This is a genomic window from Kutzneria viridogrisea DSM 43870 (assembly GCF_000525635.1).
GTDB lineage: Bacteria > Actinomycetota > Actinomycetes > Mycobacteriales > Pseudonocardiaceae > Kutzneria > Kutzneria viridogrisea.
In genome coordinates, this window is the sequence record NZ_CP007155.1 from 7694938 (window position 1) to 7714095 (window position 19158).

At 68.2% G+C, this 19158-nt stretch carries 18 protein-coding genes; 12 read left to right on the forward strand and 6 right to left on the reverse strand.

Going from position 1 to position 19158, the window contains the following annotated elements:
• The first annotated feature begins 59 nt into the window (after nucleotides 1-59).
• A complete protein-coding gene (locus KALB_RS44500) occupies nucleotides 60-548 on the forward strand; it encodes a MarR family winged helix-turn-helix transcriptional regulator (RefSeq protein WP_025360001.1) in 489 nt (162 codons plus the stop codon).
• Here the strand turns inward: KALB_RS44500 and KALB_RS33275 are convergent.
• Nucleotides 484-1758: a lipase/acyltransferase domain-containing protein gene (locus KALB_RS33275; RefSeq protein ID WP_030108748.1), complete on the reverse strand. Its 1275-nt coding sequence runs from the start codon at nucleotides 1756-1758 to the stop codon at nucleotides 484-486. The genes KALB_RS44500 and KALB_RS33275 overlap by 65 nt on opposite strands.
• Nucleotides 1759-1830: 72 nt before the next feature.
• Complete coding sequence (locus KALB_RS33280; RefSeq protein ID WP_042221051.1) at nucleotides 1831-2832, reverse strand: AfsR/SARP family transcriptional regulator; 1002 nt, start codon at nucleotides 2830-2832, stop codon at nucleotides 1831-1833.
• Between the two features lie 150 nt (nucleotides 2833-2982).
• Here KALB_RS33280 and KALB_RS33285 point away from each other — a divergent pair, with 150 nt between their 5' ends.
• From KALB_RS33285 to KALB_RS33320, 8 genes are all read left to right on the forward strand, one after another.
• On the forward strand, nucleotides 2983-5244 hold the full coding sequence (locus KALB_RS33285; RefSeq protein ID WP_025360002.1) for an ATP-binding protein: 2262 nt from the start codon (nucleotides 2983-2985) through the stop codon (nucleotides 5242-5244).
• A 98-nt stretch (nucleotides 5245-5342) separates the two neighbouring features.
• Nucleotides 5343-6767 (forward strand): S53 family peptidase, encoded by a 1425-nt coding sequence (locus KALB_RS33290; RefSeq protein ID WP_025360003.1) that lies wholly within the window; start codon nucleotides 5343-5345, stop codon nucleotides 6765-6767.
• 57 nt (nucleotides 6768-6824) lie between these two features.
• Nucleotides 6825-7967: a serine hydrolase domain-containing protein gene (locus tag KALB_RS33295; RefSeq protein ID WP_025360004.1), complete on the forward strand. Its 1143-nt coding sequence runs from the start codon at nucleotides 6825-6827 to the stop codon at nucleotides 7965-7967.
• Between the two features lie 496 nt (nucleotides 7968-8463).
• Entirely contained in the window at nucleotides 8464-9048 is a 585-nt protein-coding gene (locus tag KALB_RS33300) for a helix-turn-helix domain-containing protein (RefSeq protein WP_025360005.1), read from the forward strand.
• Nucleotides 9045-9416 (forward strand): hypothetical protein, encoded by a 372-nt coding sequence (locus KALB_RS33305; RefSeq protein ID WP_025360006.1) that lies wholly within the window; start codon nucleotides 9045-9047, stop codon nucleotides 9414-9416. The genes KALB_RS33300 and KALB_RS33305 overlap by 4 nt, the downstream gene beginning before the upstream one ends.
• Nucleotides 9417-10584: 1168 nt before the next feature.
• Nucleotides 10585-11016, forward strand: coding sequence for a hypothetical protein (locus tag KALB_RS33310; protein WP_148309752.1), 432 nt, complete (start codon nucleotides 10585-10587; stop codon nucleotides 11014-11016).
• Between the two features lie 64 nt (nucleotides 11017-11080).
• Nucleotides 11081-11404, forward strand: coding sequence for a transposase (locus KALB_RS33315; protein ID WP_025358659.1), 324 nt, complete (start codon nucleotides 11081-11083; stop codon nucleotides 11402-11404).
• On the forward strand, nucleotides 11404-12318 hold the full coding sequence (locus tag KALB_RS33320) for an IS3 family transposase (protein ID WP_025358660.1): 915 nt from the start codon (nucleotides 11404-11406) through the stop codon (nucleotides 12316-12318). The genes KALB_RS33315 and KALB_RS33320 overlap by 1 nt, the downstream gene beginning before the upstream one ends.
• 534 nt (nucleotides 12319-12852) lie before the next feature.
• On the opposite strand, the gene KALB_RS33325 is transcribed toward KALB_RS33320, so the two are convergent.
• The 4 genes from KALB_RS33325 to KALB_RS33340 are packed head-to-tail and all read right to left on the reverse strand — an operon-like array spanning nucleotide 12853 to nucleotide 16187.
• The gene (locus KALB_RS33325) at nucleotides 12853-13764 is read right to left on the reverse strand and encodes a hypothetical protein (protein ID WP_148309753.1); all 912 of its coding nucleotides are present in this window, start codon (nucleotides 13762-13764) and stop codon (nucleotides 12853-12855) included.
• A 51-nt stretch (nucleotides 13765-13815) separates the two neighbouring features.
• A complete protein-coding gene (locus tag KALB_RS33330) occupies nucleotides 13816-14730 on the reverse strand; it encodes an IS3 family transposase (protein WP_025358660.1) in 915 nt (304 codons plus the stop codon).
• Nucleotides 14730-15053 carry a transposase gene (locus tag KALB_RS33335; protein WP_025358659.1) on the reverse strand — a complete coding sequence of 108 codons (324 nt, stop codon included), beginning with the start codon at nucleotides 15051-15053 and terminating at the stop codon, nucleotides 14730-14732. Before KALB_RS33335 ends, KALB_RS33330 begins: the two co-directional genes overlap by 1 nt.
• A 48-nt stretch (nucleotides 15054-15101) precedes the next feature.
• On the reverse strand, nucleotides 15102-16187 hold the full coding sequence (locus KALB_RS33340) for a hypothetical protein (RefSeq protein ID WP_148309754.1): 1086 nt from the start codon (nucleotides 16185-16187) through the stop codon (nucleotides 15102-15104).
• Between the two features lie 139 nt (nucleotides 16188-16326).
• Here KALB_RS33340 and KALB_RS45975 point away from each other — a divergent pair, with 139 nt between their 5' ends.
• The 3 genes from KALB_RS45975 (at nucleotide 16327) to KALB_RS50335 (ending at nucleotide 18908) form a co-directional block, all read left to right on the forward strand.
• Nucleotides 16327-16842, forward strand: coding sequence for a DNA-processing protein DprA (locus tag KALB_RS45975; protein ID WP_081789660.1), 516 nt, complete (start codon nucleotides 16327-16329; stop codon nucleotides 16840-16842).
• Nucleotides 16839-18179: an NsdA family TPR-like regulatory protein gene (locus tag KALB_RS33345; protein WP_025360010.1), complete on the forward strand. Its 1341-nt coding sequence runs from the start codon at nucleotides 16839-16841 to the stop codon at nucleotides 18177-18179. Before KALB_RS45975 ends, KALB_RS33345 begins: the two co-directional genes overlap by 4 nt.
• 327 nt (nucleotides 18180-18506) lie before the next feature.
• Nucleotides 18507-18908, forward strand: coding sequence for a WhiB family transcriptional regulator (locus tag KALB_RS50335; RefSeq protein ID WP_420811840.1), 402 nt, complete (start codon nucleotides 18507-18509; stop codon nucleotides 18906-18908).
• Nucleotides 18909-19158 lie beyond the last annotated feature (250 nt).

Here is a 19158-nt window from a genome sequence, read left to right on the forward strand (position 1 = left end):
TCGGCCAATTGACAGTCAAGTCGCTTGACCACCCAGGGGTGGGCGCGCAGCATGGACCCATGCCACCAGCTGAGGACGAGGTCGTCATCCCGGCACTGCTGCGCGCCGCCAGGGGCAGCTACGGCCATGCCATCCGCGCGCGGCTGGCCGACGCCGGGTTCGAGGACGTGCCGCACAACGGGGCGTACGTGCTCGGCGGCATGGTCGACCACGGCGGCTCGGCCGGTCAGCTGGTGCGGGAGCTCGGCATCAGCAAGCAGGCCGCCAGCCAACTCGTGGACGCCTTGGTGCAGCGCGGTTACCTCACCCGCGAGGACCACCCCGAGGACCGCAGGCGGGTGCACATCGCCGTGACCGAACGCGGACGTGCCGCGGCGGCGGAGGTCCGCGCCGGGGTGCTGGGCGTGGACGCCGAACTCGCCCGGATGATCTCACCGGGCGAGCTCGCCGGGCTGCGCGCCGGGTTGACGGCCCTGACCGCGATCAGGCAGCGGCTGGCGGAGCAGTCACGCGGCCAGGCCGGGCGAGGTCGTCCAGCAGGCGGTTGAGCACGTTCTGGTTGCCCGGCAAGGAGAAGTGGTCCACGCCGGGGTTGTCGCTGATCGTGAAGCTGTGGCCGCGCATGGCCTGCCACGCGGTGACCGCCTCGTTGGTGATGTCCTCCTGGTTGCCGTCCCCGTCCCGGTTCAGGAACTGGCCGGGGTCGGCCACCTGGCCCGGGGTCAGGTCGGGCAGCCGCGCGCCCACCACGGTCGGCAGGCCGGAGCCCTTCTCGGCGTGCACGTCGACATCCGGGAACCACCGCGGCTGGGCGAACCTGACGAAGCCGATGTAGTGCTCGGCGATCTCCTGTGCCACCGGCAGTTCCGCGTCGGCGAACAACCTCGGGTAGTCCCGAGGGGTGTAGTCGCGGCCGGTGGAGTCGTCGTGCACGACGACCTCCCGGTCGCCGAAGACCGCGGGATCGGCCGCGCTGAGGTAGGTCGAGGGCGCGGTCAGGTACATGGCGGCGCTGCTCGCGGCGTTCGCCCGGTCCGCGGGGTAGCCGAAGTCCCGCACGTTCAGGCCGGTGAACAGCACCGAGTAGAGCAGGCCCTGCCCGGGGAGGTTGCCCGCGAGCGGGGTGAAGCCCTGCACGTACTTGTCCCGCCAGGCGCGCGAGGTGTGCGTGAGCAGGTACTGGGCGTAGATCGGGCCGTTGGAGTGGCCCACCAGGCGCACCGGGCGGTTGCCGTTGTCCCGGTAGGTGTCCTCGACCAGGCGCACCGTGCGCCGCAGGAAGCCGCCCATGTCCGGGGTCAGCCGCGAGTCGTAACCGGCCACCCGGATGTCGGCGTCCCGCCGGTAGCCCCGGCCCTCCAGGGTCCGGTAGAGCTGCTCGTAGAACGGCGCGCTGGAGGTCCTGCCGTAGTCGAGGACGCGCACGTCCACGCCGGGCTGCTCGGAGAACCGCGCGGCCATGGGCTTGGCGCGGTCGCGCTCGTAGCGCAGCGTCAGCAGCCGATCCTGGCAGACCTGGCTGAACTCCGCACTCGGGTGGTCGTTGCGGTACCAGTCCTCGAAAGCGCCCGACCGCGGGCAGTCCGGCGCCGCGGACTGGTCGTGCACGGTCACCTTGAGCTTGGTGAGGTGGAACGCGGGGAACAGCACGACCGGGGTGCGCCCCCGCGGTGACGCGGTGGCGGTGCCGGTGCCGGGCAGCACCGCCGCCGCCACCGCGGCCGCGAGCACGACCCGGAGCCAGAGCTTGCCGACCATCGGCGGCCTTCCTGCTCGGTGACGAGGCAGGCTCAACCTAGCGCGATGATCGGTTCCACCGGTGCCCGAGGCTCATCGGCGCAGCACCGCCCGTTGCGCTCGCAGCAAGGTCTCACCGGGTTCGACGTCGAGGTCGTCGATCAGCCGACGGCGTGTGCGGGTGAACACGGCCAGCGCGTCGGCCCGGCGGCCGCTGCCGTGCAGTGCCCGCATCAGCAGTGCGGCCACCGGTTCGCAGTGCGGGTGTTCCGAGGTCAGGGACAGCAGTTCGTCGATCGCCTGGCTGTGCCTGCCCAGCCGCAACTGCCCCTGCGCCTTCTGCTGCGCCAAGGCCATCCGGCGTTCGGTGAGCCGGAGCCGTTCCACTTCCGCGAACGGTCCCGACAGCCCCGCCAGCGGCTCGCCCTGGAACAACCCCAGCGCGCGGGTGCAACCGCGCACCGCCTCGACCAGGTCACCGGCCCGCTCGGCCGCCCCCGCCTCGGCGGCGATCTCCTCCATCCGCGCCGAATCCACCGACATGCCGCCGCTGGGCAGTCGGTAGCCCCACTTGTCCCGGCTGATGACCGGGTCCGGTCGGTGGCCGCCGGGATGCAGGCACTTGCGCAGCCGGTACACGTAGACCGGCACCACGTTCCCGGCCGGGGGCTCCGGTCCCCAGACCCCGTCGAGCAGTTCGCGCTGGCTGACGGTCACGTCCGGGCGCAGCACCAGCGCCGCGAACAGGGCCTGCTGGCGGACCGGCCCGAGGTCGAGCGGCTGCCGCCCGCGCCAGGCCCGCAGCGGGCCGAGCACGGAGATCCGGAGCCGGGGAGCGGGTTCGCGGACGGCCGCTTTCAGCGGACGGCCGGGGGTGACGATGCCGTGGTCGAAGGCGTAGACGATGGCGGCGGCGCGGTCGCGCAGTCCGAGGGTGCTCAGGATCCGCCCGACGTGGCGGGCCACCGTGGTGGTGGGCATGGCCAGGGCGGCGGCGATCTCGGTGTTGGTCAGGCCTCGACCGAGGGCACGCAGCACCTCGTGGTCGCGGGGTGCGAGCGCGCGCGGTTTGTCTTTGATCGTGGTCAGCGCCACAGCGAACTCCCCCGGTGTTGGCGGTCTGGCCAGTGTGGGATCGATGGTGGTGTTGCGGCCGACCAGGTGCCAGGCCGGGGACCGGCCATATATGGCCGGTCCCCGCGCTAGAGTCCGGTCCTGGAAGAGATACCGGCTGAGAGGCGCCCTGTGACCGGCCAGTTCAACGTGCTGCTGCGACAGTTCCGGCGGCAGGCCGGGATGACGCAGGAGCAGTTGGCCGAACGTGCCGGTGTCGGCGCCCGCACCATTCGCGGGTTCGAGACCGGTGAGCGCACCGATCCCCGTGTGGTCACGGTGCGGTTGCTGGCCGACGCGCTCGGGCTCGCGCCGAACGAGCGGGACAAGCTGCTGGCCGCCGCCGTCGGCGCCGACCCCGGGGAACCGGCCGGGCCGGTGCCGCGCCAGCTGCCCGCACCGCCAGGCGTGTTCGTGGGCAGGCGCCGCGAACTGGACGCGCTCACCGTGGCCATGGACGGCGGTGCCGTCGAGGGCGCGACCGTGGTGATCTCGGCGATCAGCGGCGGCGGCGGGGTCGGCAAGACCTGGCTGGCCCTGAACTGGGCGCACCAGCACCTGGCGGAGTTCCCCGACGGGCAGTTGTTCGTCGACCTGCGCGGCTTCGCCCCCAGCGGTCGGCCGATGGCCCCGGCCGAGGCCGTGCGGGGGTTCCTGGACGCACTCGGTGTCCCGCCCGCGGCGATCCCGGCCGATGTGGACGCCCAGATCGGCCTGTACCGGAGCCTGGTGGCCGACAGGCGGATGCTGATCGTGCTGGACAACGCCCGCGACGCCACCCAGGCCGCTCCGCTGCTGCCCGGCGGCCCCACCTGCACCGTCGTGGTGACCAGCAGGGACCGGCTGGCCGGACTGGTCGCCGCGCACAACACCAGGCCGATCGCGCTGGGCGTGCTGGACGAGACCGATGCCCGCGACCTGCTGGCCCGCCGCCTCGGCGAGCAGCGGCTGACCGAGGAGCCGGACGCGACGGCAGACCTGCTGGCCAGCTGCGCCGGGCTGCCGTTGGCGCTGGCCGTGGTGGCCGCGCGCGCCGCCCTGCGCCCGGACATCCCGCTGGCCGTGTTGGCCGCCGAACTGCGGGATGCCGCCACCCGGCTGGGGGCGCTGGACGCTGGGGATTCCGCCGCCAGCGTCCAGGCGGCGCTGTCGTGGACCCACGCCGCGCTGGACCCGGAGCAGGCCGACGTGTTCGCCAAGCTCGGCATCGCACCTGGGCCGGACATCAGCCTGACCGCCGCCGCCGCCCTCACCGGGCTGCCCGTCGAGCGGGTCGGCAGCGCGTTGCGCAAGCTGGAACTGACCTCGCTGATCGAGCAGCACGTGCCCGGCCGCTACCGCATGCACGACCTGGTCCGCCTGCACGCCACCGAACGCGCCAACCGGGACCTCTCCCGCACGACGCGGGAAGTGGCGTTGCGCCAACTGGTCGACTTCTGCCTGCACACCGCGTTCACCGCTGACCGGCTGGTCAACCCGACCCGCCAGCCGATCCACCCCGCGGACCCGATCGGCGAGCACCACCCCCTGGCCGACCAGGCCGCGGCGTGGGCATGGTTCGACGCCGAGCACACCAACCTGCTGGCCGCCCACCAACTGGCCGTGCACCTCGGCTGGCACACCGCCGTCTGGCAGCTGGCCTGGGCCCTGCAGAGCTTCCTGTGGCGACGGGGCCACCTCCAGGACAACCTCGCCGCGTGGCAGGCCGGACTGCCCGCCGCCCAGCAGTCGGGCGACCTGGCCGCCCACGCCATCGCGCACCGCCTCCTCGGCCGCGCCCACACCTTCCTCGGGCACAACGCCGAAGCCGTGCACCACCTGCGGCAGGCCCTCACCATGACCGAGGGCGCCGGGGACGTCTCCGGCCAGGCGCACACCCACCAAGTCCTCATGAAGGCGTGGGAACAACAGGGCAACGGCGAGCGGGCGCTGGAGCACGCCACCAGCGCCCTGCGCCTGTTCCAGGTCCTCGGCGACCCGGTTGGGGAGGCCGAGGCGCTCAACAACCTGGGCTGGCACGAGGCGCGCCTCGGCCAGTACGAGCAGGCCCGCGCCCACTGCGAGGCCGCACTGGACCTGCACCGCCAGCACCAGAGCAGCTACGGCGAGGCCCTCACGCTGACCAGCCTGGGCTACATCGCCCTGCACACCGGACAGCACACCGAGGCCCTGCGCCACTACCAGCAGGCCCTCCCCCTGTTCAGCAGCGCCTACGACGAGGCCGACGCCCTCGACGAACTGGGGCAGACCCACCACGCACTCGGTCAGTCCGAGCAGGCCAGCGCCGCCTGGCAGCAGGCCTTGGAGCTGTACCAGGCCCAGCACCGCACGGCCGAGGCCGACCAGGTCCGCGCCGCGATGAGCGCCCTGCCCTCCAGCCCCGCTGACCGCTGACCGCGTCGCGGGACCGGCCACCGCTGTTTCATCAGGATTTCACGGACCGCGGCTACCGTCGCGCCGGAATCGTCAGAAAACCGCTATGGAGGTGCATTGTGGCGTTTCGCGGGCTCACCGCCGGCGTCGCTGTGGTGTGTGCTGGGCTGTCGGTGGTGGCCGCGCTGATCCCGCCGGTCGCCACCGCGCGCACAACGCGATCAGCCGACCAGGACAGCGTCAGCGCGCTCCGCCAATCAGTTCTCGACGGCTCGCTGCGGCGCACCCATCAGACGATCAACGGGTGCGTGGTCACCGACGGCGGCACGAAGTACCACCTCGGCTGCGACCACTCGGTCGTCGCCTCCTCCGCTGACGCGTCGAAGCCGCTGACCACGGCCACGCCCGCCGGCCTCGGACCTGATGACCTCGCCCGTGCCTTCGCCCTGCCCGAGGACCCGGGCAAGGCGGGGACCGTGGGCATCGTGACCGTGGCCGACGACCCGAACCTGGAATCCGACCTCGCCACGTACCGCAGCCAGTACAACCTGCCGCCCTGCACGACCGCGAACGGCTGCCTGACGGTGGTCGGCAAGGACGGCGGCCCCCGGCCCGCGCCGACCGCCAACCTCCCGGGGCTCAACCAACTCGCGCAGAGCTACACCATGGAGACCATGCTGGACGTCGAGATGACCTCGGCGGCCTGCCCGCGCTGCAAGATCGTGGTGGTGGAGCAGCCGATCGACCTGATCGCGCTCGGTGCGGGCCAACTCGGGCTGCCGCAGGCGGCGGCACAGAACGAGGCCACCGCGGTGAACACGGCCATCCGCCTCGGCGCGAACGCCGTCTCCATCAGCTACTTCATCGGCAACGGCAGGCAGCCCAACATCCTGACCAGCGGTGCGCTGGCCGAATCGCTGTACCACCCCGGTGTCGCGATCGTGGAGGCCTCGGGCGACTACGGCTTCCTCGGCACCGCTGCGGCCGATCAGAACTGGCCGCAGGAACTGCCCTGGGTGATCTCCGCGGGCGGCGTGGAGCTGACCTCGGCCGACGGTGGCCGGACCTTCGACAAGAAGGCGTGGGGCAAGGTGGAGGTCACCGGCAAGTACATGGCCTCGTCCAGCGGCTGCGCCACCATGCTGCCGCCCGCCAACGGGCAGCCCTCCGCCGTCTCGGCGCTCTGCGGCGGCCACCGCGCGGCCTCGGACATCTCCGCCGCGGCGACCAACCTCGCCTTCTACCTCACGTACCTGCCTGCCACGGGTGGGCCGGGCGGCTGGGGCATCGCCCTGGGCACCAGTGCCTCCTCGCCCTACATCGCCGGGCTGTACGCCCGAGCCGGTACCGCGGGCGTCGACGGCCCGAACACCCTCTACCAGGCGCCCGCCGGCGCGATCGAGGACGTCACCAGCGGTTCCAACACGCAGACGGGCGCCGCGGGCTGCAAGGACGCCCCGGTCGCGCTGTGCGTGTCCGGCCCGGGGTGGGACGGTCCGACCGGCCTCGGCGTGCCGCACGGCCTCGGTGCGTTCCAGCGCTGAGCAGTGACAACACCAGGGGAGGACAAGTTGCGCACGAAGTCCAGACTGACCAGACAGGTGCTTGCGACCGCGAGTGCCGCCGTCATCTCGGCGAGCGTGCTGCTGGCACCTTCGGCTTCCGCGGCCACCGCGCCACACGCCGCTACGCAGGCCGCCATCGACACGCTCAGGACCCAGGACGACAGCCCCGGGGCAGGCGTCGTCGTCCGCGAGGGCGACAGCATGTGGAGCCTGTCCAGTGGCACCAGGGCGGTGAACCAGAACCTGCCGTTCGGCCCCGACCACAAGGCCCGCATCGGCAGTCTGACCAAGACGTTCACCTCGGCCATCGTGCTGCAACTGGTCGCCGCGAACCAGGTCGACCTCGACGCCCCGGTCGAGACCTACCTGCCCGGGGTGGTCAAGGGCAACGGCTACGACGGCACCAAGATCTCGGTCCGCCAGTTGCTCAACCACACCAGCGGCATCGCCGACTACCTGTCGCTGGACGTCCTGCTGAACCCGGCCAACCAGTTGCGGACCCACACGCTGGCCGAGGTGGCGTCCTGGGGCCTGGCCCAACCGCCGATGTTCGCGCCGGGCAAGGGACAGCGCTACTCCGACACCAACTACATCCTCGCCGGCATGATCATCGAGAAGGTCACCGGCAACCCCTACGACCAGGAACTGCGCTCCCGGATCATCACCCCGCTCGGCCTGACCAACACCTTCCTGCCCACGCCCGGCGACAAGGTGATGCCCCCGGGTCACGTGCGCGGGTACATCCGCAAGACCGTGCTCGGCATGCACTTCTTCGTCGACCTCACGGACTTCATCGAGCCGAGCATGGGCCTGTCCGGTGGCGGCATGGTCTCCAGCGGTGCGGACACCAGCCGGTTCTACCAGGCTCTCCTCACCGGCCGAGTGGTCCCCGCGGCGCAGCTGGCCGAGATGCTCAAGCCCAACGGCGTGCCCGGCGCCAGCTTCCCCGACTACGGGCTCGGTGTGGACCGGTTCCCACTCCCCTGTGGCGGTTCGGCCTGGGGCCACTACGGCAGGTGGCCCGGCTACGTGGCGTACTCCGCGGCCACCACCGACGGCCGCTCCGCCTTCGTCGTGGTCAACACCTTGGACTCGATCGTCGGCTCAGGCGGTTCCGGGGGCCCAGGTCCGGCCGAGCCGGGCGTTGCCCTGGCCACCGCGCTCTGCGACAAGAACTGACAGTTCGGCTCCGCCCCAACGCGTGCGGCGGGTGTCCCCTCCTCTGGTCGGTCCACTCGTGGATCAGGCCAGAGGAGGGGACCCGAGAATTCGCGGTCCCCGAGGTGCCCTGCACGACCCTCCTAAATGGACTCACGGTCCCGCCATGGACCGAGGTTGTCCGGCGAACACCATGCCTCAGCCGCCAGAACCCTTGGCACGGCTCGGTTGTACCCGCTTGGGTTCGCCTGCCATCTTGGGGATAACCACCCCTTCAGCACTGTGCTGACCTGCGAAGACGCAGGTAGTCGATCAACGGTGTGCGCCTGGTTATCAGGCGAGTTCCGCAGCCTCTGAGCGGAGTTCGGTCGTCCACGAAGGACGGCCCCGCTCGGTGCTGCGAACACCGTGACGGGGCCTGGACGGATCGGAGGTCCGCCTTGGCTCCCCATGCTGCCATCGTCAACCGCGCACTGGGACGCGCCCCGCACGGCTTCACCCCCACAGGCGGTGCCGCGTGAGCATCGAAGCCATCTCCTGGGCGCTCAACCACGCGCCCATCCCCCGCGACCGGCGCGACGCCTCCTCACTCGCCATCGTGCTCGTCGGCCTCGCCAACCACGCCGACCCCGACGGCCGCAACGCCTTCCCCGCCGTATCCCGGCTGGCCCGCTACACCCGCCTGTCCGAACGCTCCGTCCAGTACGCCTTGCGCACACTGGAGGAACTGAACCTCATCCGGCCCTCCGACCCTGCCATCGTCGCCGCCCACATCAAGCGCGGCGACCGGCGCCCCAAGGGCTGGGACCTCGCGATCCGTCACGGGGTGCAGACTCTGCACCCCGCTGACGTCCACGGGGTGCAAACTCAGCCCCACGGGGTGCAAACAGCGCGCCCACGGGGTGCAGAGCTTGCACCCGAAACGTCCTTTAACCGTCCTGAGAACCACCCCGCGCGCGAGCACGCGCGCGAGGACGACCCATGCGGCCAATGCGACGCACGCCCCGGCGAACCCATCTCCGCCCGGCAGACCACCAACGCCCAGGGCCGCTCCGTGAAGTGCCCACGCTGCCACCCCCACGCCCTGGCGGTGGCCCAGTGAGTACCGACTCCCTGACCGCCCACCTGTACCGGCTGACCGACGCGCTGCTCGTCTGGGAGGGCCGCGACGACACCAAGGCTCAACCCGGCGTCCGCCAGGCCGCGAACATCGCCGTGGACTCGATCGACGCCCTCCTTCACGAACTGCACGAGCTTCGTGGCTCGCTACTGGCGGAGATCCGCGCCTCCGATCTCAGCCACTCCCGCCTGCACACCTCCGACCGTCCATCCGCAACCAGCCCACGGCCCCAGCTCCGCCGCTCCGCCACCCCTCGCACGCCCAATACCCCGATCGCCGCCGAGGCCCTGTTCACCGCCTCACAACGCCGCCACCCAAAGGTCCACAGACACCGCCACCGCAAGCGCTGAACACAGCGCACGGGGCTGCTCCCGATCTGATCGCCCACTCTGCGTCACAGCACACGTAGCGCTTCGCACATGTCAACCGATGTACGTCAGCACTAGAACTGGACGGAGGTGGCGATGTGACCAGCATCGACGACTGGTACATGGACTACGCCCATCGGCACGAGCTGACCCCGGGTTTCAGCCCTGATGACGACATCCCCGACCCCTACGTCCCCGGCGAGGTGCCTGGCCGGGAATGGATCGTCCCCCAGCGCAGAAGCAGGACGCAACCGAAGAAGCAAGACAGGCAACGCGGCGACGTCCGACCCCATCCCCCAGCCGATCGGAGCGGACCGTGGCAGGCAGCGGCCACGAAGTGGCTGCGGGCCTCTCCACAAGGCACGAACGCCGAATGCCAGCGAGCCTTGCGTCTCGCCGGTCATGAAAACGTCAGCAGGCAACTCATCGCACGCCTGCGTGCTGGCATGCCAGCGGCTGCCCCCGCACAGGGACGCCAACAGGGAAATGCGAAGCCCACTCCAGACAACGACAGGCGCAGCGCACCCCGCTCCGGTCGCCGACGTCACCATGACACGGCTCCCTGGCATGCCTTCGCGACTCGTTGGCTTCGTGCCAACCCTGGAGCGAGCAACCGCCAGTGGATGGACGCCATCGAGGAGGCCGGCTTCGTCGGCGTCACTCGCAAGGCCGTCTCTGCCTTGCGCTCCCAGATGCCGCCGATCCGAAGCAAGTCGAAGCGAGCTGCGGCGCCTCAGCCAGCTCAGCCACCAGTACAAGTCACCAGAACCAGCTACTGCGACGGCTGCGGCATGGCCGTCACCTACGATGGCCGTTGCCGCTGCTGACGACATCCAACAAATGCGGTCAGGATGAGGACTGGGGATACGCCTTGCGCGAGAAGTGTCTGACACGAAAGCACCCACGCCCCGTGCCGTGTCAGCAATAATCTTCAAGCAACTGTGGTTGGGCGACAGAGGTGGGCGAAGTGACTGTTGGCAGAGCAGAGCCAAGGCTGAGGTGTCAGAGCTGTAGCGCTTACTTCGACCTCAGCACGTTGTCGGCGTGTCCGATCTGCGGCTCAACCGACTTGGCGAACTATGAAGAGGAAGCGAACAGGTCCGGCTTCACGCTCAGGTTCGGGGTCTTTGCATGCGATGACTGTTCGGCGGTGTACTCCCTTGAGCAAGGGCGCGAGATCTGCCCAGAGTGCGGCTCGGAGCAGAACAGCACCGACCAAGATGTCGAGCGACGGATCAACGGCTATGGCGCCGACCTGGTGCGACTACAAGAGCGCTTGGAGTTCGCCCACGGGGAACAGATTGCCGTGCGCGGCAACCGGTTGCCGGAGCCCGAGTACCGGCAGTGGCTCTGCGACGAACTCATGGAGCAGATCCTCGCGTGGACTGACCGATTGATCCCAACCATGTCGCTGGCCGATTTCAACGATCCCTCCGATGTAGGGACACGTGAGGCATGGACGCAACTCCTCGAACTCGCGAACGATACGATCGACTGCACACTGCAGGTAAAGCAGCGACCTGGCCCACCTCAACTCGTTGCCACGCACCGCCTGCTGATCAGGGGTCTTCTGCAACTCTGAGGTTCACCCCGGGTAGTGGACACCGAGTTAGCAGGACCAGCCGTCCTGCTGGAAGGATGTCCCCATGCCTCCTCGCAAGCGCCGGTCGTACACGGCCGAGTACAAGGTCGAGGCTGCCCACCGCGTGATCGATTCCGGCCGGACGATCTCCGAGGTCGCCCGCGAGCTGGGAATCGACGCGGGCATGCTCAGCGTCTGGGTCAAAGACGAACGGCGCCGGATCACCGCGGCCGAAGTCCATGGCGACAAGCCTTTGGAGGCGGCCGAGCGGGCCGAGCTGCTGCGCCTGCGCCGGCAGGTGTCCGAGCTGGAGAAGGACAACGCGTTCCTGTCAAAAGCCTCGGCGTACTTTGCCGCGATGCAGAAGAACCAGCACGGTTCGCTCTGATGGCGAAGTACGCCGGCCCCGACGAGTTCGCCGAGACCGCCGGCACCATCTCACCGAAGCGCACGCGGTTCTCGGTGCTGCGCATGGCACGGCTGCTGGGCGTGTCGACGTCCGGCTACTACGCGCACGTGAAACGCGCCGCGGTATCGGTGTTGACGCCACGCCAGCAGCGTCGCGCGGACCTCGAGGTGAAGATCACCCAGGCGCACCAGGACTCCGACGGCACCTACGGGTCACCGCGGATCACCGCCGAACTGCGTGACCAGGGCGAGGTGGTCACGGCGAAGACCGTCGCCAAGATCATGGCCTCGATCGGGCTGGAGGGCATCAGCCCCCGCACGTTCAAGGTCAAGACAACCGTGGTCGATCCGACGGCGTCGTTCCCACCGGATCTGGTCGGCCGCGCCTTCGACCAGGGCCGTGTGAATGCGGTGTGGTTCACCGATATCACGTACCTGACCTGTGGTGCGGGCGAGATGTTCCTGTGCGCGATCCGGGACGGGCACTCTCGGAAAGTGTTGGGCCACAGCATCTCTGACCACATCGGTGCCGAGATGGTCACCGACGCCATCGACGCCGCGGTCGCCGCACGTGGCGGCCGGTGTCGTGGCACGATTCTGCATTCGGACCGCGGCGGCGAGTTCACCGCGCACCTGACGACGCAGGCGTGCTTCCGGCACGGGCTGCGCAGGTCGATGGGCGCGACCGGAATCTGCTGGGACAACAGCCCGGCGGAGTCCTTCTGGTCGACGTTCAAACACGAGCACTACTACCGGCATGTGTACGCCACGAAGACAGAACTCGTTGCTGCGGTTGACAAGTGGATCCGTTTCTACAACAGTGTGCGACGGCACTCCGCGATCGGGATGCTCAGCCCCGACGTCTACGAGAAGTCACTGCCAGCGGCTGCGTGAACTGTGTAAGCCCCTGTCCACCGTTCGGGGTGAACCTCACGCCGCAACACCTGTCATACCGCTCTCCGCCGCACATGGTGAACGTCTGTAGCCAGCCTCTCGTTCGCGTGGCTGGAGGCCACCAGGCGATGCACCTTGGAGTACACGCACTGCTCCGCCGATCCCAGTTCTGGATGGAGTTCGCTGTGTTCACACTTTCCCGTCGACCCACCGTTCGGCGATGGCACACGGTGCACGGCGGCCTCCACTGGGCCAACCTGCTCGTCCCGTTCGGCCTGGTTGACTGGGAACTTGGGGGCCGCGCCCCTGGCTGGCGCCGCCGCCCCCCCTGCTGATCTACAGCCTGCCCACTCCTGCCACTGCGGGCACGAGCTGTTCGCTGACCTGCTCGACACCCCGATGGACACCTCGCCCAGCTCTGCGCAGCGGCCGCGCCCGGTCGCGCATCGCCATTGGCGACTTCCTTGAACTCGAACAACCCCTCGCAAGCACATCAGCACTTTGCTTGCTAGTTGATATCTGCTTCCCGGGAACTCAGGCTGTGAGCCAGTCACGCCGAAATCTCTCTCGGGATGGGACGTTGCAGCTCTCCCACACCCAGCGCATCACACCGGCAGCCATCGCCAAGGCCAACTCATGGAGGTTCAGCACGGCGGCGAGAAGATCGTCGAACAGCAAGAAGTCGACCTGTGGAACGCTGCTGTTCCGGGGTGGAAGGTGGCGGATCTCGATCCCATCGGGGTGAGGGATGTAGTCGTAGTGAGCCTCTGCGTTGCGCATCAGCGACTCCACTCCCTCTGCCATGATGGGATGCGCACTGCCCAAATCTCTGAGCACCTTGGAGAACGGCTTGTAGCGGGCTATCGACTCTTCGGTTGCCGTCGTCTCCTCTCCAGCAGTCACCTTGCTTGCCAGCAGGATTAGAGCTCCGTAGCTCCGAAAGGGGCCCTCAGCTAGTTTGCTCGCAACATCCAGAACGTCATCGACCCAGCCAGCACGCCCACGCTCGTCGTGAAGCAGGCGGAGGAGTCGGTCGTGCTGCGACACCAACTTGCGCCACGCCACCGAACAAGTGCCCAGGAACGCATCAAACGGGTCCGCCCAGTCTCCCACTGCCGCAGTCGCATGGTCGAACACTGTCATGACAGTATCGACCCTCATGGAACGCCGTGCTGGATCATGTGCTTGCCGAGCTAAGCCTGTCATGGGCAGCAACGGCCGCAGCATGACTGGGTCGCTGACTGCCACCGACGTCAATTCGGTGAACACCTCGGCTGCCGTGCGGCCGTCGCTCGCAGACACCGCTTCATCATGATCTTCTCTGGAGAACCTGAGTGCCTTACCCAGCAGTACGCCACTGTCATCTAGTGCCTGCTGAGCATCACTCATTCGCTGTTGGACCACTGGCGCGGTTGGTGCGGTGAGTGTGGTCAGGATGCCAACCACACCCGAGGAGAGTGAGGTTCACCCCGAACGGTGGACAGGGGCTTACACAGTTCACGCAGCCGCTGGCAGTGACTTCTCGTAGACGTCGGGGCTGAGCATCCCGATCGCGGAGTGCCGTCGCACACTGTTGTAGAAACGGATCCACTTGTCAACCGCAGCAACGAGTTCTGTCTTCGTGGCGTACACATGCCGGTAGTAGTGCTCGTGTTTGAACGTCGACCAGAAGGACTCCGCCGGGCTGTTGTCCCAGCAGATTCCGGTCGCGCCCATCGACCTGCGCAGCCCGTGCCGGAAGCACGCCTGCGTCGTCAGGTGCGCGGTGAACTCGCCGCCGCGGTCCGAATGCAGAATCGTGCCACGACACCGGCCGCCACGTGCGGCGACCGCGGCGTCGATGGCGTCGGTGACCATCTCGGCACCGATGTGGTCAGAGATGCTGTGGCCCAACACTTTCCGAGAGTGCCCGTCCCGGATCGCGCACAGGAACATCTCGCCCGCACCACAGGTCAGGTACGTGATATCGGTGAACCACACCGCATTCACACGGCCCTGGTCGAAGGCGCGGCCGACCAGATCCGGTGGGAACGACGCCGTCGGATCGACCACGGTTGTCTTGACCTTGAACGTGCGGGGGCTGATGCCCTCCAGCCCGATCGAGGCCATGATCTTGGCGACGGTCTTCGCCGTGACCACCTCGCCCTGGTCACGCAGTTCGGCGGTGATCCGCGGTGACCCGTAGGTGCCGTCGGAGTCCTGGTGCGCCTGGGTGATCTTCACCTCGAGGTCCGCGCGACGCTGCTGGCGTGGCGTCAACACCGATACCGCGGCGCGTTTCACGTGCGCGTAGTAGCCGGACGTCGACACGCCCAGCAGCCGTGCCATGCGCAGCACCGAGAACCGCGTGCGCTTCGGTGAGATGGTGCCGGCGGTCTCGGCGAACTCGTCGGGGCCGGCGTACTTCGCCATCAGAGCGAACCGTGCTGGTTCTTCTGCATCGCGGCAAAGTACGCCGAGGCTTTTGACAGGAACGCGTTGTCCTTCTCCAGCTCGGACACCTGCCGGCGCAGGCGCAGCAGCTCGGCCCGCTCGGCCGCCTCCAAAGGCTTGTCGCCATGGACTTCGGCCGCGGTGATCCGGCGCCGTTCGTCTTTGACCCAGACGCTGAGCATGCCCGCGTCGATTCCCAGCTCGCGGGCGACCTCGGAGATCGTCCGGCCGGAATCGATCACGCGGTGGGCAGCCTCGACCTTGTACTCGGCCGTGTACGACCGGCGCTTGCGAGGAGGCATGGGGACATCCTTCCAGCAGGACGGCTGGTCCTGCTAACTCGGTGTCCACTACCCGGGGTGAACCTCAGCGGGGGTGCCGTGGATGATGTGAAGGCCATGGGGTAGTTCACGGGTGAGGACTCGGTCGTAGGCGTCCCAGCGGCTGTCGAGGGTGGCTACGTCGAGCAGGACGCTGGCTTGTGGGGTGTGGGTTCGGGTGAGGCGCAGCACGGTTTCGGTGCTGTGGTCGTGGATGGTGATGGCGTTGGCGTCGCGGCTGAGGTCGAACTCGTCGCCGGGCAGGCCGACCACGGGGTGGATCAGGCCGGTGGCCACCGTGGGGGTGGTGGCTCCGCCCGCCCAGTCGACGTGCACTTGGTCGTTCTCGACGCGGACGCTGGTCCACAGTGCGTCGCCCAGTAGCCGGATCCGGCGTAGCAGGGCGCTCAGGATCTCGATCGTGGCTGAATCACGCCATCCCGTGGTGATGGCGGTGGCTTCCTGTGGGGTGAGGGCACAGGGTTCGGTGAAGATGTCGAGCGAGTGGCCGTCGAGGGGTGCGGCGTCGAGGAAGGCCATGGCGGCGAGCCATTGGCGGTAGGAGACGTTGGAGATCAGGACGGTGGCGGGTGGGTCGGTGTCGACGAGGTAGAGCTCGACGTGGCGTCGGTGCAGGCGGGCGCGGAGGCCGGGTAGGCCCAGGACGTCGTCGGCGGTGATGCGGGGCATCAGTTCGAGCATGAGTGGTGCCAGTGCGGGTGGCTCGATGTGCAGGACGAGGTCGCCTGGGAGTGAGCGGACCATGCGGAACACGCGGGCGGGTCGCAGCAGGTCGGCGGGGCGTCGCAGGTGGAGGTAGTTCACGGCGCGTCCGGCGGCGGCGAGGATGCCGGATTCGAGTTCGCGTTGGTCTCGGGTGGTGGCGTCGGGCAGGACTGCTTGGCGGATGCGGGCGGGCAGCGGGGGCAGGCTGTTCTCGCCGAGTGCGCGGGTGACCCAGTTGTGGGCCAGCGTCGAGAGCAGCTGGGCGCGCTCGTCGGGGTCCAGCAGCTGGCCGCCCTGGCTGATCGCGGGCAGCACGGAGGAATCGGTCTCCCCGGTGTAGCTGGAGCGCAACTCGGCGAGACGACGGATCAACGACGTCCGATTCGGCATCAGGCGCCCCAGTTCAGCGAGGCGGTCGATGTGCGGGGGTGCGGCCGGAGCGGACGACGGCGCATGCGAATCTCCGTGGTGCGTTTGACGTCGAGTGTTGGTACACCCATAAGAACCCGACCACGGAGGACAGCGGCTGATGACATTCGATGACGTTTCAGATTCGGCGCAGCCTCCCGCTGTGACGATCACCGGCACTCGCTCTGCGCGAATGACACCGGTCCTCGCCCAGGCATTTGCGACTTACCTGCGGCCGTTCGCGCTGCCGGACACACGGTTCTACCTCGGCGGTGCCGTTGGCATCGACTCGCACGCCTTGCTCTGGCTCGCAGAGCACACCGATTCCTCGTTGATCGTGGTTGCTCCGTCAACAATGGCCGACCAACCGGCAGAAGCCCGCGATGCGGTTGACCGCGCCGCAGAAGCAGGCCGTCTGACCAACGTGGTCGAGTTGGGGGCACCACGGCTTGGAACTGCCGCTTACCACGCGCGAAACCGCTGGATGGTCGACCGTAGTGGGCTGGTCATTGGGTTCCCTGCGGGCACCGCCCGCACCAGTGGAACGTGGTACACCCTGGACTACGCCGCTGAACGGGGGATGCCGCATGTGGTCGTACCCGTGGACAGCTCAGAAGGTGGTGTACTGGAACCGTGACCAGCGGAGATCGCCTGGCCGGTGTGGAGCTGCTGCGACGGCTGCGGGAATCCCGCGGCTGGTCGTGGGCTGATCTCGCACGTGCACTCCAGACGGCCGCGCGGCGACTCGGGATCGCCTCGGTGATGCAGGTTGAGCTTCCGAGCATCGTCAGGACCTTGGCGCGCTGGGAAAGCGTGACTGGCACGTCGGCGCCACGCGAGCGCTACCAGGTTCTGCTCGCGCACATCTACGCGTACACACCGGCGGGCAGCCTCCACATGGGGCCAGGTTCCGACTTTGCCGTCCTGGCGACGGCGCTCCGACACCTCGGCACTTCGCCGAAGCGGCTCGTGCAGATCACCGCATTGGTCACCCAAGCCGCGAACACGGACAACGCGCAGTGGCTCGTGTGGCTCTCCCCCGCAATGCAAGCTCAGGCAGCTGCTGTCCTGAAAGGCGAACGACGACTCGACGAGGAGCTTCTCCAACAGCTTGCTGGCAGCGTTGCCGGTGTCGCCCGGCAAGTCGGGAACACACCGTTCGGTCGGTTGCAGCTACAACTCGCGCCAATCGTCGAGCTCTGTCGGCTGCTACTCAAAGCCGACAGCCCGTCCAACGAGCTGCTCGTCCTCGCCTCGGACGCCACCACGTTGGCTGCGCGGCTGGCGTTCGAGCTCGCCGATGATGAGATCGCCATGGCGTTTTACCAGGAAGCCACCAACACCGCCGGAGGGCTGCCGGAACGCTTCTACCGTGCTGCCGTCCTCACCAGCCGCACCATGGTCACCTTGCACGCCACCGGAAGTCCGCACGCAGCTGCTGACCTGGCGCGCGAAGCAGTTGCTGAGGCTCACCGCGGAGCCAGCTACACCATGCGGGCTCGTGCGCATGCCATCCACGCGGAACTCCGTGCCCGAACTGGTGATCACACGGAGACTCAGCGCGCGCTGAACAAGGCGTGGACAACGGTGGACCAGCTCACCGAGGACGATCCCTGCGGTGGTTTCAACGCCACGCGCCTCGCAGGGTTCGACGGACTGTGCGCACTGCACGTTGGCGATGCCGTCCGAGCACACGATCAGCTCGCCCTTGCCGTATCGGCTCTTGACGGACCACGTGATCTGGTCCAACGCGGCATTGTCAGCACCGACCTCGCTCTGGCACGACTACGGCTGAACAGCCCGGATGCCTGCGCCGAGCTGATGCACCAAGCCGTCGACATCACGGCGCACACCGGTGGCCGCGTCTCCGGTCAGCGCATCCGGCAAGTACGCCAAGCACTTCGGCCGTGGCGCAGTGAGTCGTTCGTGCTCGACCTCGACGATCATATTCACGACGCACTGATCGGTCGCTGACGCACCGTCGTGTGAGCAGTCCACATCATCCAGCAGCGTTACTCCGAATGGATGATGGCCCATCCGCGTACTGGTGTGGCACAGCGTTGGCGATTACACCTGTGGCAGCAAGCTTTCACGACCGAACAGGTGAGGGTGTGACCGTCGACCAGGCCGCAGGCTGACCGGGAGCGCAAGCCGGGTCAGCAGTGGGTTGTGGACGCACGTAACGCTCTACTTCGTTGCAGCACTGGGGAATTCGCGCGGGCCGAGCCGTGCATGGTCGTGAAGCTCGCATCCAACCTCAGCGAGCCGACGCGGCTTGAGCACACGAACAGGAACCTGCACATGGATAGTCCTGGCGATGACGCACGCCCAGATCACGAACACCAGCGGAGAAGGAGCTGGCGAAGTTCAGCGGCATGCGGTGGGCGGCTGGACTTGGAGTGGTTCGATCCGGAACCAGCGGAGAAGTTGCGCTGCCTGGCGCTGTGTTCCGCCTGTCCTGTAAGGACATTCTGCGAGCTAGAGGCGTTCGAGGAACGAGATCCGTGGGGAATCTGGGGTGGACTGGATCCGGAGGGACGAAGGCAGGTAGCGGAGGAAAGGAACGAGCCGATGCCCGCAGTGCTGCCACCGCACGGGACGAACTCGCGGTACGCGAAGCACCATTGTCGTTGCCGCCCTTGCGGTTCAGCGCACGTGGAGCACGAACAAGCGAGGAGGGCTCGTCAATCACTCTCTGCGTGAGCGGGCCTTCACGCTGAGCATGGCGAGTCGGCAGAAGTAAGCGCTCCGAGCGGATTCAGCACGTCGGGCACGTTCACACGGAGACAGGATGCCGTCAGGGTCGACTTGATGCTCGAAGCGTTCCAAGGACGCGCGGCGGGCGGGAGCGGTGCGAGCGGAGCGGTCAGTGGTCTTGGCCCAGGACGCGTGAGCGGCGATGCGGGCCCGCAGGGTTCGTTGCTCGGGAGTCATGGAACAAGAACAACACGGG